Below are 15,641 nucleotides of genomic sequence, written 5' to 3' on the forward strand. Positions count from 1 at the left end.
CATTTATTTTTATTGTTTTAAGATTTTTATTATTGTTTTTGTTAACGCGGGACAAACAATAACAAGGTTTTTGTAATGTTGCAAACATATTAATAAAAAGTTTTAAATGTTATTTATTTTTGTTTATTTTATAGTCAAAATGGATTAAAAAACTCTATTCTATTGATCTACCTCTAGGTAAAGCTGTTTTCGTCCCTAAGCAATAGAGGGTCGGAGAATATGGTGGTACAATCTTGCACAATTTATACAAGTCTTAGGATCATTTACGCCATGAGCGAATTAAAAAACGACCGTTATTTACGTGCACTTGCAAAACAACCTGTTGATGTAACTCCGGTATGGATGATGCGCCAAGCAGGACGCTATTTACCAGAGTATCGCGCTACACGTGCACAAGCGGGCGATTTTATGAGCCTGTGCCGTAATGCTGAGCTTGCATGTGAAGTAACACTGCAGCCACTACGTCGCTACCCGTTAGATGCCGCTATATTATTTAGTGATATTTTAACGATTCCAGATGCGATGGGTTTAGGTCTTTACTTTGAAACTGGCGAAGGCCCTAAGTTCGAACGTCCTATTTCATCTCTTTCTGATGTTAAAAAAATTCCAAAGTTAGACCCTACAGACGAGCTTGGCTACGTAATGAACGCAGTAAGCACTATTCGTCGTGAGCTTAAAGGCGAAGTACCGCTTATTGGTTTTTCTGGTTCACCTTGGACGCTAGCAACTTATATGGTTGAAGGCGGTAGCAGCAAAGTATTTGGTAAAATCAAAAAAATGGCGTTTGCAGAGCCGCAAACACTTCATTTATTACTCGATAAGTTAGCTGATTCAGTTATTGATTACTTAAATGCTCAAATTAAAGCTGGCGCGCAATCGCTAATGGTATTTGACTCATGGGGCGGTGTATTAAGCCCGCGCGATTACAACGAATTTTCATTACAATACATGCATAAAATTGTAGATGGCTTAATTCGTGAGTACGACGGTCGTAAAGTACCGGTTACTTTGTTCACTAAAAATGGTGGTCAATGGATTGAAGCTATTGCAGCAACAGGCTGTGATGCAATCGGTCTTGATTGGACTATTAATATTAGCGACGCTAAGCGCCGTGTGGGTGATAAAGTAGCTCTACAAGGTAATATGGACCCATCTATGTTACACGGTACACCAGAGCGTATTCGCCAAGAAGTAGGCACTATTTTAGAAGACTTTGGTACAGGCAATGGCCACGTGTTTAACTTAGGCCACGGTATTACACCAGATGTAGACCCTGAAAATGCTGGCGTATTCATTAATGCAGTACATGAGCTAAGTGCTAAGTACCATAAGTAATAGTCACTTAAACAAGCTTTAAAACTGTTTAAAAGTAAAAAACCCGCTAAGTTGCGGGTTTTTTGTTACCTATTTATAAAGGCTTTTAAAACTACTTATTTAAATAAGCGATTTAAGCCATTTAATGCCGCAACACGGTAGGCTTCAGCCATGGTTGGGTAGTTAAATGTGGTATTTACAAAGTAGTCGATATTATTGCCACCATTTTTTTGTTCCATAATAGCTTGGCCAATGTGAACAATTTCAGAGGCACGTTCGCCAAAACAATGTACGCCAAGTACTTCTTTGGTTTCGGTGTGGAATAATATTTTTAAACTACCTACTTCAGTACCAGCAATTTGCGCGCGAGCCAAATGCTTAAACTGAGCACGGCCTACTTCATACGGTACTTTAGCGGCTGTAAGCTCTTGCTCGGTTTTACCTACTGAGCTCATTTCTGGGATGGTATAAATACCAGCCGGAATATCAACAATCAGCCTGTCATCGCAGTTACCACATGCAATTGCATCAGCAGCTATACGACCTTGGTCAAACGCAGCACTTGCAAGGCTTGGGTAGCCTATTACATCACCTACAGCGTAAACGTTATCAATTTCTGTTTGGTATGTTTCGTTAACTTTTAATTGGCCACGGCTATCGGCTTTTAAGCCAATGGCTTCAAGATTTAGTGTATCAGTGTTACCAGTACGACCATTAGCAAATAAAATACAGTCAGCTTTTACGCGTTTACCTGATTTTAGATGCATTATAACGCAGTCGTCACGCGTCTCAATTCGGTCAAACTCTTCGTTATGGCGAATAACAATACCGCTATTCCAAAAGTGATAGCTAAGTGCGTCAGATATTTCTGCATCCATAAAAGCAAGTAGTCGATCGCGTGTATTAACCAAATCAACTTTAGCGCCTAAACCTTTAAATATTGACGCGTACTCACAACCAATTACACCTGCACCATAAATCAGTACACGATGAGGGTCATGCTCAAGGCCAAGTATTGTGTCACTTTCGTAAATACGAGAATGCGTAAAATCTACCTCTGGTGGGCGATAAGGGCGTGAACCCGTTGCAATAACAATCGTTTTAGCAGTCAGTCGCTCAGTTGAACCATCATTTCGTTTTACTTCAATTGTGTGCTTATCTACAAAGCTCGCATCACCTTGAAACATATGAATGCGGTTACGATCGTAAAAGCTACTACGTAAATTAGATTGCTTAGAAATAACAGAACTTGCGTGACGTAAAATATCAGGAAATGTTAAGCGGCTAGGGCGCTCACCAACATTAAATAACGGATTTGCTTTGTATTCAATATAGCGGCTAACAGAGTGGCGAAGCGCTTTTGAAGGAATTGTTCCCCAATGTACACAACCGCCACCAACTGATTCTTGGCGTTCAATAACAGCTACTTTTTTATCGTTTTTTGAAAGGTTCATGGCGGTACCTTCACCGCCAGGACCCGTGCCAATAATTATTGCATCATATTGGTATGTCACGGGTACTTTTTTTTGTTCTGGTTGTTTGGCCACAGCCACTCCTAAATTAATTAAAAGAGGCTTTTAATAACCTCGCATTAAGTGCTAGCCATGCCTGTTTTTGATTTTCCCAGGCGGCTTCCAACTCATGGTATTGTGCCATTAATGCTGAGCGTTCACACTGCTTTGCCATGTTATTTTTTTTAACTTCTAACACTTGTTTTTGTAGTGAACAATAATTTTGCAGTTTTTTCAGCAGTAAATCGTACTCTTGTTGTAATAATGTAATCTTATCTTGTGCTAAAGGCAATTTTGCAAGGCGCGTTTGCGTTTTGCTCATGAGCGTTTCGGCCTTCGCTTTTTCGATACGTTCAACAGGAGTACGCTTTAATTTATTGGCTAAACCTACAGCTGCTAAAGAGCGGATCATCCATTTTGTTGGGTCGTAATGAAACCATTTAATACCGTTACGGTAGTCGCTTGCAAAAATATGGTGGAAGTTATGGTACCCCTCACCGTATGTAAATAACGCTAAAAAGCCGTTATCACGTGCCGTATTTTTTTCGGTGTATGGGCGAGAGCCCCAAATATGTGCAACTGAGTTTATAAAAAAGGTAAAGTGTTGACTCATTACTAAGCGTAGTAAACCAGCAAGAATTAACATCCCCCACACATCACCAACCAATAAACCAAGTGCTAGAGGCAAGCCTACGTTCATAGCAATCACAAGCTTTAAGTAATGTTTGTGTTGCCACATAACTATTTTATTGCGCTGTAAATCACGACAATTACTATAATCACCGTAGCTATCGCCTTGGTAGTCACGTAACATCCATCCGATATGGCTATACCAAAAACCATTGGTCGCCGCGTAAGGGTCTTTTATTGGGTCGTCAACTTGACCGTGATGTATACGGTGATCGCTACTCCAATGCAATGCACTGTTTTGCAGCGCAAAAGCACCGCCAAGCGCAAAAATAAATTCAACTGCAGGGTGTGCGTTATAGGTTTTATGTGCCCATAATCGATGGTAGCCGGCAGTAATTGATAAGCCCGCATAAAACATGCAGGCTACAAAAGCAATCCAATGCGCGCTGGTAAATCCGTAGCTAATGGCGTACCAAGGTACAAGTGTGGCAGCCGCCAAAAAGGTTAGGCTAAAAAATAGGACGTTTGTCCAAATAATCGGTGGTTTATTCATAATTCTCAATCTCAGCGTACAACTGTAAGCTAAAATAGTATTTCAAACTCTTGTCGTCAAGTATTAGACTGTACAATTGAGCTAATATCACTAAATATTCATATAAAATAATTCAGGGAGCTGTTGATGTCGGGTGTTAGAGCGCAACAGAAACAAAAAACACGACAGGCGTTAATTCAAGCGGCATTTAATCAGCTGAGTGCTGATCATAGTTTTTCGAATTTAAGTTTACGCGAAGTAGCACGAGAAGCCGGTATTGCCCCAACGTCTTTTTATCGTCATTTTAAAGACATGGATGAGCTAGGTTTAACCATGGTAGACGAAGCCGGTTTAACCCTTCGCCAACTAATGCGTCAAGCTCGCAGACGAATAGCAAACGATGGCGGCAGTGTTATAAATACCTCAGTGGTTACTTTTATGGAGTTTATTGATAACTCAAGTAACCAATTTAGGTTGTTGCTGCGAGAGCGATCTGGGACTTCTAAAGCATTTAGAGCCGCTGTAGCCCGCGAGGTAAAGCATTTTATTTTAGAGTTGGCTCACTATCTAGAAAGCGAAACTAAGTGCAACGCTATGCATGCCTATATTCAGGCGGAATCTATGGTAACGCTCGTATTTAATGCGGGTGCAGAAGCGCTCGATATAGAAGGATTGCAACGCGACGAATTGATTGAGCGCGTTATTTGGCAGCTGCGTTATATTACTCGTGGAGCCGGACATTACGTAAGAGAAACGAGTAAAGAAGCATAGCTTAAAAAAATTGTAAAAAGTTAATATAAGCACGGTATATTGCAGTGCTTATTAATTTAAGCGTCACTAGTCATGTATTTGTTATTTTAATTCTTAATAGGTGCCTTGGTTGAATTAAAAAACCCAATTGAATCGTTTTTAAATCTGTTTTGTGGAATTTTTATGCTTGCTTCCGTCGCTTTGTAATGTTAAAAATAGGCTTCACTGAACACACACACAAGAAAACAAGATGCATATTATTCGTTTAATTACACTAAAACTTAACCTCTTACTGCTATGGTCAGTGAGCGGGGATTAGTGTGTTTGCATCGAGTTGAACACTAAAAACCCCGCAATTGCGGGGTTTTTTTTATCTCGCGGCTGGGATTAATTGAAATTTGGGTAACATAGGAATGAGGGGCAGTTATGCAAGAGCAAGATAAAGTATGGATTTTTGATACCACCTTACGTGATGGTGAGCAGGCACTTAAAGCAAGCCTTACTGAAGATGATAAAATTCAATTAGCGCATACAATTAGCCGCTTGAATGTGGATGTGATGGAAGTGGGTTTTCCGGTTTCGAGCCCTGCTGATTTTCGCTCGGTGCAACGTATTGCAACCGAGGTAAAAGGCCCCATTATTTGTGGTTTAGCACGCTCTGTTGCCAAAGACATTGAAGCCTGTGGCGAAGCACTTCGCACAGCTCAGCAAAGCCGTATTCATACTTTTATTGCTACAAGCCCTTTGCACCTTGAACATAAATTACGTATGAGCCTAGACGATGCAACGGCCATGGCGGTTAAATCAATTAAATTAGCACGTAACTATACTGATGATGTTGAATTTTCGTGTGAAGATGCCGGTCGTACGCCGCATTGGGATTTATGTAAAATTGTTGAGCAGGCAATTAACGCCGGTGCCTCTACTATTAACTTGCCAGATACCGTTGGTTTTGTAACGCCAGATGAGTACGCCGCAATGATCCGTCATTTAATGAATAACGTGCCAAATATTGATAAAGCGCGTTTAAGTGTGCATTGCCACAACGATTTAGGTTTAGCAGTAGCAAACTCGGTGGCTGCAGTGCAAGCCGGTGCACGCCAAATTGAGTGTACTATTAATGGCATTGGTGAGCGGGCTGGTAACTGCTCGCTTGAAGAAGTGGCAATGATCATGAAAATGCGCCACGACCACTTAAAAGTATATACCGATATTAAAAGTGAAGAAATTTACCGTGCATCTCGTCAAGTGGCTAAAATTTGTAATATGCCAGTACAACCAAATAAAGCGATTGTTGGCGAAAACGCCTTTGCGCATAGTTCTGGCATTCACCAAGACGGTGTATTAAAAGCGCAAAATACTTATGAGATTATGTCGCCAGAAAGCGTTGGTGTGCCAAGCAACCAATTAAATATGACTTCGCGTTCGGGCCGTCATGTTATTGAGCATCGCTTAGAAGAGTTAGGCTATCAAAAATCTGATTACGATATGGATGGCTTATATAAAAGCTTTATCGAATTGGCTGACCAAAAAGGCACAGTATACGATTACGACCTTGAGGCGATGATTTACTTTAATCAAATTAACGACAAAGACGAAAAATACCAATTAGAATTTGTTAACTCAGCCTCTAACTCACAATCGGTAGCAAGCTCTACCATTGGAATGCGAATTGATGGCGAAGCTAAACAAGAAGCCGCGACAGGTAATGGCCCAGTTGAAGCTTCGTTTGCAGCTATTGAGCGCTTAACCGGTATGAGCGTTGAAATGATTGAATATAATTTAGAAGCGACAGGTCAAGGTGCAAGCTCATTAGGCCAAGTAAATATTATAGCTAAATACGATGGCCGACCTTACCACGGTGCGGGCATTGCAGCGGATGTGGTTGAAGCGTCGGTGCGCGCCATGATCCGTGTTTATAACTTAATTTATCGTGCACAAAAAGTGTCTGATTTAAAACAACAAAGGAAAGCAGGATGAGTAAAACAAACTACAGCGTTGCCGTATTAGCTGGCGACGGTATTGGTCCAGAAGTGATGGCAGCAGCAGAACAAGTACTTGATGCTGTGAGCAATAAGTTTGGTTTTACCCTGAACCGTGAGCATTATGCAATTGGTGGCGCAGCCATTGACGAATTTGGTAAAGCATTACCAGAGAGCACACTTGCAGCGTGTGAAAACGCTGACGCTATTTTATTTGGTTCGGTAGGCGGTCCTAGATGGGAAAACCTACCACCAAACGAGCAGCCTGAGCGCGCATCGTTATTGCCGCTTCGTAAGCACTTTGGTTTGTTTTGTAACCTGCGCCCTGCACAGTTATTACCTGCATTAAGTGCAGCGTCACCACTTCGCGCTGATATTAGCGAAAAAGGTTTTGATATTTTATGTGTGCGCGAGCTAACCGGCGGCATTTATTTTGGCGAAAAAGGCCGTAGCGGCGAAGGCGCTGAAGAAGCTGCTTTTGATACGCAAACATACTCGCGTAAAGAAATTGAACGTATTGCTCGTTTTGCTTTTGAAGCTGCAAAATTACGTAGTAACCATGTTACCTCTGTTGATAAAGCAAACGTACTTGCATCAAGCGTATTATGGCGCGAAGTAGTCACCGAAGTAAGCAAAGACTACCCAGAAGTAAGCCTAGATTACATTTACGTAGATAACGCCGCTATGCAGTTAGTTAAACAGCCTAGCCAATTTGACGTACTACTTTGCGATAACTTATTTGGCGATATTTTGTCAGATGAGTGCGCGATGATCACAGGCTCAATGGGCTTATTACCTTCGGCAAGCTTGAATCAATCGGGTTTTGGGTTGTATGAGCCAGCAGGCGGTTCAGCACCAGATATTGCAGGTAAAGGCGTTGCAAACCCAATAGCACAAATTTTAAGTGCCGCATTAATGTTACGTTACTCGCTAGGGCAAGACGAAGCTGCGCGCACCATTGAAAAAGCCGTAGCAGAAGCCGTTGAAGCAGGTGTAGGCACGCCAGATATATATCCAAATGCCGGTTACAGCACAAGCGATGTGGCAGCCGCTATCGTTTCACGCATTTAATAACATATTAAAGTTGCAGCACCGTTATGCTGCAACTCAAACAGATTAGGGAATTAGCAAGTGGCCCAAACGTTATACGACAAAATTTGGCAAGCACATACCGTTGCCAGCATAAATGAGCAAACCGACTTACTTTATATTGACCGCCATTTAGTGCATGAAGTTACTTCTCCGCAGGCTTTTGCAGGTCTACGTGAAAAAAACCGTACTGTACGTTGCCCAGAAAAAACCTTTGCAACGATGGATCATAACGTATCGACTAAGAGCCGATCACTTGATGCCGCAAGCGAAGTATCTAAAAATCAATTAATGGCGCTTGATAAAAACTGTAAAGAGTTTGGTATTGTACTTTACGATTTAAACTCAATTAACCAAGGCATTGTGCACGTAATGGGCCCAGAGCAAGGTATTACTTTGCCAGGCACAACCATTGTATGTGGCGATAGCCATACTTCTACGCATGGTGCGTTTGGCGCATTAGCGCATGGTATTGGTACGTCTGAGGTTGAGCACGTATTAGCAACGCAAACGCTACAGCAAAAAAAGGCGAAATCGTTAAAAATTCAAATTAACGGTGTATTGCGTCCAACAGTTACGGCTAAAGATTTAATTATGGCGGTAATTGGCAAGTTAGGTACTGCTGGTGGCACAGGCTATGTAGCAGAGTTTTGTGGTGCAGGCATTGAAGCGCTTTCAATGGAAGCCCGTATGACGCTATGTAATATGAGCATAGAAATGGGTGCAAAAGCGGGTTTAATTGCATCTGACCAAATTACTTATGATTATTTAAAAGGTCGTCCGTTTGCACCTAAAGGCGCAGATTTTGATGCAGCCGTTGAATATTGGGAAACCTTAAAAACAGACGAAGGCGCACACTTTGATTTAGTTGTTGAGCTAAATGCTGACGACATTCAGCCACAAATTACCTGGGGCACAAGCCCAGAGCAAGTAATTGGTGTTGATGAGTGCATACCCGATCCAGATAAAGAGCCAGATTTAATTAAAGCCGATGCCATTCGCAGCGCACTTAAATACATGGGCTTAAAAGCGGGCGATAAATTATCAAGCGCAAAAGTAGACACGGTATTTATTGGCTCATGTACTAATAGCCGTATTGAAGACTTACGCGCAGCTGCAAAAATTGTTGAAGGCAAGCAAGTTGTAGCCGGCATAGAGGCGTTAATTGTACCGGGCTCTGGCTTAGTTAAAAAACAAGCTGAAGACGAAGGCTTAGCCGATATTTTTAAAGCCGCTGGCTTTGAATGGCGCGAACCGGGTTGCTCAATGTGCTTAGCAATGAACGATGACCGCCTAGAAGCAGGCAAGCGCTGTGCATCTACTTCTAACCGTAATTTTGAAGGTCGTCAAGGTCGTGGCGGACGTACACATTTAGTTAGCCCTGCAATGGCGGCAGCCGCTGCAATACATGGCCACTTTGTTGATATTAGAGGAGAAGCATAATGAGCGTATTTTTTAGTGGCTTAATGGCTCCACTTGATAAAAACAATGTAGATACTGACCAAATCATTCCTAAGCAGTTTTTAACATCAACTAGCCGCGAAGGTTTTGATGCTGCTTTGTTTTACGATTGGCGCTACCTAGATAACGGTGAGCCAAACCCTGACTTTATTTTAAACCGCCCGTGTTACCAAGGTGCGCAAATTTTATTAACGCGCGATAACTTTGGTTGTGGCTCATCTCGTGAGCACGCGCCATGGGCGCTTAAGCAATATGGTTTTGAAGTTATTTTAGCTGAAAGCTTTGCAGATATTTTCTTTAATAACTGTGGTAACAACCAAATGTTAGCCATTGCGTTACCTGCCGACACGCTTGAGCAATTGTTTGTACTTAGCGAGCAGCACGACGATATTAACATTGAAATCGACCTTGAAAATCAAACACTAACAAGCAGTAAGTTTGCACCAATTAGTTTTGATATTCGTAAAGACGTAAAAGAGCGTCTATTAAGTGGCTTAGATTTTATTGGTGTAACCGAAACACTAAACCCACAGATTGATGCGTTTGAAAAACAACTAGCAGCTGAGCGCCCTTGGCAGTAATTGTTTAACTTGTATATAGTAAAATCACGTATTGAAAAGCACGGCAATTGCCGTGCTTTTTTGTGGGTAAATATTAGGTTCAGTACCTAAGGCTTAATGTCTAAAGTCAGCCATTAACGCAGGTATACCAGGTAACATGCCTACAATTGCCATTACAGTAGTAAGTAGCAAAAACATAATAAGTGGAATCACCCAGCGGCTCATTTTAGTTAGCTCTGCGCTACGTTCTTTACAGCCAATAAGCCCTAGGTTATCAAGTAGCATAGTAAGCGACCAACCAAAAGCCGGATTAACTAAGGTTGAGGCAAATACCACAATAGCGGCTGATTGCGTTGTTTTGCCTTCGCGCGTCATTTCCATGCCAGCTTCAAGTAGCGGAATAAACACACCTACAATAAGCGCTACACAAAGCACAGGTTGCCAAATGGCTAAATCCATTGGGTAACCCCATAAACCAGCAATAATACAAAATACGGCTGTTAAAATGGCGCCAGCCGGAATAGGGCGTTTAGCAATAGCAGCAGGTACAATGTAGGTTCCCCACGATGAGGTAAAGTTAGCACCACCAGCAAGTGAGCCAAATGTTTGTCTAACCGATGCGCTCAGCATGGTGTCGTCGATATTCATTTGTACTTTTTCAGTACGTTGCGGATAGCTTATTTTTTGAAATACTTGATGACCTAAAAAATCAGGTGACCACATAGCAACGGCGAGCACTGCAAATGGGAGTACAACCACAAAGCTTTCAAGCGTTGGCAGGCCAAGCATCCAGCCCGTGTTTTCACCCCACCAGTAAGCGGGGTTCATATTTGGTAAACCCGGAGCAGTATGAAACTCAAACGGTGCACCTAGAGCAAAGGCAACCACACCACCAATAAGGCAGCTTAACGGCACGGCTAACCAACGCTTTTTAAAGTGCTCTAACAGTGCATACAATAAAATGGTGGCTAAAATAACAATAAACGCAATATGCGCCATATCAATGGCCTCAGCCCAGGCAAACAGCTTTTTAACCTGCGAAATAGTACCAATAAAACCTAAATAAATGAGTAGCCCGCCACATACACCTTTACTGGTTAGGCGCGCGAGCATACTTCCTCCCTTGGTTATGGCCAAAATAAAACCAAAGGCACCAATGAGTAAGCCAAACGCCATAGGGTGACCGCCAGCAGCAACTACAATAGGAATTAACGGAATAAGCGGGCCGTGAGTACCGGCTAAGTTGGCCGTGGGTAAAATAAAGCCTGAAAATAAAATGATAAAAATAGAAACAATGAGTAATTCATAACGTACATTTTCTAAAACAAACGCATCACTTAAACCAAGAGGTGCTGCAAATGTTGCCGCAATAGCACCCACCATAACGACTTTACCAATAGTTCCCGCCATTGCAGGAATGGTGTCTTCAAATTCAAATCGGTAATCTCTAAATGGTAAATTAGGACGCCAGCGCTTAGGCTGCATAATTTGTAATTCATGTTCGAGATACTCGTCGCGAGTATTAAACTCTGAACTCGGCTTGTGAAGCTGCTCGTAGCTTTGAGCATCCTTGTGCGTGTTTGATGGTGCATCACCGGGTGGTGTAGTTTGCATGCGTTCTCCTGCAACATTGTTGCTTAATCAAATAAATACGGCTTTTGTTAAAGCAAATGAATATTGAACATGCAGGGTAAATCAGCTCTTAGGCTGGGATGTATAGGCAAAAGGTCGTGCATGGTTGTTTTTAATACAGTTAATCTGACAATCAGCTTTATGTTAAAAATTATAAAACTACACGAAATGATTTAAAGTTATTACAAATCAATGTCTTATTTTTTATTTTAAGGAGTTTGATCACTTTTTATAGCGGGGAATAGTGTTAATGGCAGGTTATTATCCTTTAGTCTTAGTGGTTGTTAAAAGAGTGTTTTTATTGAAAATACGTTAAGTGGTGAGGTAATCCCTTCAAAAATATTACACACTAAAGGTTAAAAGCCTCTGCAATTGCAAAGGCTTATGTTTTAACTGCTAACTTTTACCAAATCATTTCTACAAATTCAGGATGGTCGATATACGGGTTACGATTACCTTGAAATTCAAAGGCTGCTTGGTTACGGTCAAGTTCCATTTGGCTTACAGGATCGCTGTTATGCCAGTTAAGCAGCATGGCTACAACCCAGTTCTCGAATACTTGGTTGCTTGAACCATTAAGCACAGCATTACTTGAGGTCGTTTTGGTTTGCCAAGTGCCTATTACATTTTCGTAGCGCGTTGCCATGTAAAAATAAGCGCGAGCAAAGTCACCTTTAAATTCGTCAATTGGCTCAAACACAGTACCAGAGTAATTTAATGAACTTGCGGCAGAACCTAATTTACTTCCGTTGGTTGATGTAAATGAAGCGCTTGCTACTTCACCAAATGGGAAATTACTACGTTTTGAGTTTACATAACCGTCGGTTGCGTAAATATGATGCACATCTGAGTTCATTGGCTCAATAGTGCCGCCAAACCAGCTTTTAGGGAATGAATGCTCACGGTTGTAACAGCCGCCTTCTCCACTATAGTTACCACATTGATCGCTCACAGCAGTATAATTGTAGCTATCTGAACCGTTTGGTTTTTCGCTATACATATCTAAAATGCTGTTATCGTTTTCAAAGTATTTATCACGTGCAGATGAGTCGTAAAAATTCCAAATAGCCGAGTAACCCTGTGCATTATGATCTTTAATAATATTATAAAGCTCAGTTTTTAGTGTATAACCTGATAACCCTTGAGCAGTAACATAGTAGCCTGTGGGTGTTGGATTAGTCCCGCCGCCATCACCAGAGCCACCGCCTAAAGTAAATGCTGTGCTGTCTGTATTATTAAAACTTGCACCGCTAGCAAGTGTGGTAGAGCCTTGCTTAAGCGCATAACTGCCACTACCTGTTGAACAACACATACCATCGCCGTAACTGTCGCTAATAACAAGTGTGTAAGTACCATCAGTTAGGCATATTTGCTCATCATACTGAGTGTTTGATGCGTAACCACTGCCGTTAGCAACAGCGCTACCTTGATTATTATTAACGGCCCAGCTAGTTTCGCTACCGTAATTATCGGTGTTAAGCGTTAAAGTAAGGCTATTGTCGGTGCAACTTGTTGATGCGTTGCCATCAGTATTTGGTAAAAAGTTATCTACGTATACGGTTTCGCTGCCATCAAATCCACTTACATCATAAAACCTAAGCCCTACGCTAATTGTTTTATCACTGCTTGCTGTATAGCTATGGCTAACTGTTTGCCATTGGTTAGTTTGTGCTTGATTTGAATAGCTTTGATAACCATCTACATACAAGCGAGCTTTAATTTTACCTTCGGTGTGGTAAACATCAGCCGAAAAGTTATAGGTTTTACCCGCTTCTACAGCAACTTGTTGTAGTAAATCAGTGTTACTTTGCGATCCTGTAGTTACATTGACAGCAGCAGAGCTACTACCGCTTTTAACTGTACTAGTTGAGCGCGTTAAGCTGATTCCGCTATCAATAGTGCTCCAAGAGCTAGGTGTATTACCTGACCATTGTTCAAATCCGCCATTAGCTACATTGGCCATTACAGGTAATGAGCCAAGTAACAAAGCGGTACTAAGTAGTTTATTTTTATATTTCCCGTGTAACATAGTTGTTCCTATTTTTATTTTGAATGAAGAATATACCCTACATTAGTTAGGTTACAAAATTGTTAATTTAAAGTGCAGTAAAAAGCAATAATAAGTCTTTAATCTGTTTTTGAAGGTATTTTTATAAATTAATAACTAAATGGAATATCAAAGCAGATTCTATTCTTTTTTTATCTATGCTTAGCCCGTTATCCTGCATACTTAGAAAACCTCAACAGATACACTCTGGATGAGGTAAAACTCATTTTTAACAATACACAAAGTGTGTTGTGTTTAATTTTCAGGGTTATGGGGAATCGATTCATGTTGTTAGGTCAACTAAATGCTGCGGCAAGCCCGCTATCGCAAGATCAAGTACAAAAGCTGCAAGGTTTAGTGGCTGAGCTTAATCCAATTCAACAAGCATGGGTAAGTGGTTACTTAGCCGCAAATGCTAACTCAGCTGCATTAGGTGCTCCTACTGCTGGCGTACCGGCTGCAGGAGATGCTGCAGCGCTAACTATTTTATATGGTTCGCAAACGGGTAACGCAAAAGGCGTAGCAAGCAAAATGAAAGAGCAGGCTGAGTCGCGCGGCTTAGCGGTTAAATTGGTTAGCATGTCAGATTACAAACCAACAGCCCTGAAAAAAGAAAAGTTTTTAACCATCGTTGTATCTACTTACGGTGAAGGTGAGCCACCAGAAGACGCAGAAACACTCTATGAATTTTTAGCAACTAAAAAAGCACCAAAACTAGACGATGTAAAAATAGCCGTTATTGGTTTAGGTGATTCTAGCTATGAGTTTTTCTGCCAAACAGCAAAAGACTTTGAAGAGCGTTTAAATAAACTAGGTGCACAGACCATATATCAACGTGCTGATTTAGATGTAGATTATGAAGATGAAGCTGCAACATGGATTGCGGGCGCAATTGACGCATTCGAACCTGATTTAAAAGCGCAACAAGAGGCCGCTGGTGGTCAAGTTGTATCAATGCCATTTGGCGCTCCAACCTCTGCAGCAAGCCAATATACAAAACAAAATCCATTTGAAGCAGAGCTATTAACTGTTCAAAAAATTACCGGTCGCGACTCGACTAAAGATGTACGCCACGTTGAAATTTCGCTTGAAGGTTCTGACATTACTTACACGCCAGGTGATTCATTAGGTGTGTACTTTTTAAATGACGATGTATTAGTTGATGAAGTACTTACACTTACTCAAATAGATGCAACAAGCATTGTAAAAGTAGGTGATGAAGAGCTAAGCGTACGCGATGCACTTATTGAAAAACTAGAGCTGACTCAGTCATACCCAGGTTTTGTAGAAAAATACGCAACATCAACAGGTACGCCTGAATTATTAAAGCTTGTGGAAGATAAAGCGGCAATGCGTGCGTATATTGAACCTCGCCAAATATTTGATGTAATTCGCCAAAACCCAGCAAAAATTGATGCGCAAACATTAGTAGATTGCCTACGTAAACTACAAGCTCGTTTGTACTCAATTGCATCTAGCCAAGCTGAGGTTGAAGACGAAGTACATTTAACACTAGGTCTAGTGCAGTTTGATGCCTTTGATAGCGAGCATTTAGGTGGTTGTACTGGTTACTTAACTCGTCGTGCAGAAGAAGGTTGTAAAGTTAAAGTATTTAGCGAACACAACGACAATTTCCGCCTACCAACTAACGATGATACACCTGTGATTATGGTAGGCCCAGGTACGGGTATCGCGCCGTTCCGTGCATTTTTACAAGAGCGTGATTCGCGTGAAGCACAAGGCAAAAACTGGTTGTTCTTTGGTAACCCACATTTCACTCAAGACTTTTTATACCAAGTAGAAATACAGGGTTATTTAAAATCGGGTTTACTTAACAAAGTAGATGTTGCATTTAGCCGTGACCAAGCAGAAAAAGTATACGTACAAGACAAATTACGCAGTAACAGTAAAGACGTGTTTGAGTGGTTAGAAGCCGGCGCTCACTTTTATATTTGTGGCGATGCAAATCGCATGGCAAAAGATGTACACAACGCCTTGGTTGATATCGTTAAAGAAAACACAGGTAAGAGTAACGAAGACGCAGAGCAATACTTAAAAGATTTGCGTAGCGCAAACCGCTATCAGAAAGACGTGTATTAATCACGTTTCTTATTTTATTTAACAGCTAACAGC

At 41.4% G+C, this 15,641-nt stretch carries 11 protein-coding genes; 7 read left to right on the forward strand and 4 right to left on the reverse strand.

The genetic code is table 11. The features are described from left to right. Positions 1–270 precede the first annotated feature (270 nt). Complete coding sequence (gene hemE / locus H5157_RS12320) at positions 271–1,335, forward strand: uroporphyrinogen decarboxylase (protein WP_154903731.1); 1,065 nt, start codon at positions 271–273, stop codon at positions 1,333–1,335. Between the two features lie 95 nt (positions 1,336–1,430). Here the strand turns inward: hemE and sthA are convergent, their stop codons facing one another. Then, complete coding sequence (gene sthA, locus H5157_RS12325) at positions 1,431–2,861, reverse strand: Si-specific NAD(P)(+) transhydrogenase (RefSeq protein ID WP_007378904.1); 1,431 nt, start codon at positions 2,859–2,861, stop codon at positions 1,431–1,433. A 13-nt stretch (positions 2,862–2,874) separates the two neighbouring features. Continuing rightward, positions 2,875–4,008, reverse strand: coding sequence for a fatty acid desaturase (locus tag H5157_RS12330; RefSeq protein WP_182724777.1), 1,134 nt, complete (start codon positions 4,006–4,008; stop codon positions 2,875–2,877). A gap of 126 nt (positions 4,009–4,134) precedes the next feature. Between H5157_RS12330 and fabR the strand changes: the two genes are divergently transcribed. From fabR to leuD, 5 genes are all read left to right on the forward strand, one after another. After that, positions 4,135–4,758 (forward strand): HTH-type transcriptional repressor FabR, encoded by a 624-nt coding sequence (gene fabR / locus H5157_RS12335; RefSeq protein ID WP_002961087.1) that lies wholly within the window; start codon positions 4,135–4,137, stop codon positions 4,756–4,758. 405 nt (positions 4,759–5,163) lie between these two features. Continuing rightward, a complete protein-coding gene (gene leuA, locus H5157_RS12340; RefSeq protein ID WP_008171909.1) occupies positions 5,164–6,717 on the forward strand; it encodes a 2-isopropylmalate synthase in 1,554 nt (517 codons plus the stop codon). After that, positions 6,714–7,790, forward strand: a complete 1,077-nt coding sequence (leuB, locus tag H5157_RS12345) for a 3-isopropylmalate dehydrogenase (RefSeq protein WP_182724778.1) — start codon at positions 6,714–6,716, stop codon at positions 7,788–7,790. Before leuA ends, leuB begins: the two co-directional genes overlap by 4 nt. Before the next feature lie 60 nt (positions 7,791–7,850). Continuing rightward, entirely contained in the window at positions 7,851–9,251 is a 1,401-nt protein-coding gene (leuC, locus tag H5157_RS12350; protein WP_182682468.1) for a 3-isopropylmalate dehydratase large subunit, read from the forward strand. Continuing rightward, positions 9,251–9,850 carry a 3-isopropylmalate dehydratase small subunit gene (gene leuD / locus H5157_RS12355; protein WP_002961095.1) on the forward strand — a complete coding sequence of 200 codons (600 nt, stop codon included), beginning with the start codon at positions 9,251–9,253 and terminating at the stop codon, positions 9,848–9,850. Before leuC ends, leuD begins: the two co-directional genes overlap by 1 nt. A gap of 93 nt (positions 9,851–9,943) precedes the next feature. Here the strand turns inward: leuD and H5157_RS12360 are convergent, their stop codons facing one another. After that, positions 9,944–11,443: a DUF3360 family protein gene (locus H5157_RS12360; RefSeq protein WP_182724779.1), complete on the reverse strand. Its 1,500-nt coding sequence runs from the start codon at positions 11,441–11,443 to the stop codon at positions 9,944–9,946. Between the two features lie 421 nt (positions 11,444–11,864). Further along, positions 11,865–13,490 carry an endonuclease gene (locus H5157_RS12365; protein ID WP_182724780.1) on the reverse strand — a complete coding sequence of 542 codons (1,626 nt, stop codon included), beginning with the start codon at positions 13,488–13,490 and terminating at the stop codon, positions 11,865–11,867. A gap of 303 nt (positions 13,491–13,793) precedes the next feature. Here H5157_RS12365 and H5157_RS12370 point away from each other — a divergent pair, with 303 nt between their 5' ends. Continuing rightward, positions 13,794–15,608: an assimilatory sulfite reductase (NADPH) flavoprotein subunit gene (locus H5157_RS12370; protein WP_182724781.1), complete on the forward strand. Its 1,815-nt coding sequence runs from the start codon at positions 13,794–13,796 to the stop codon at positions 15,606–15,608. Positions 15,609–15,641 lie beyond the last annotated feature (33 nt).

It is taken from the genome of Pseudoalteromonas sp. SG43-3 (assembly GCF_014164385.1).
GTDB lineage: Bacteria > Pseudomonadota > Gammaproteobacteria > Enterobacterales > Alteromonadaceae > Pseudoalteromonas > Pseudoalteromonas distincta.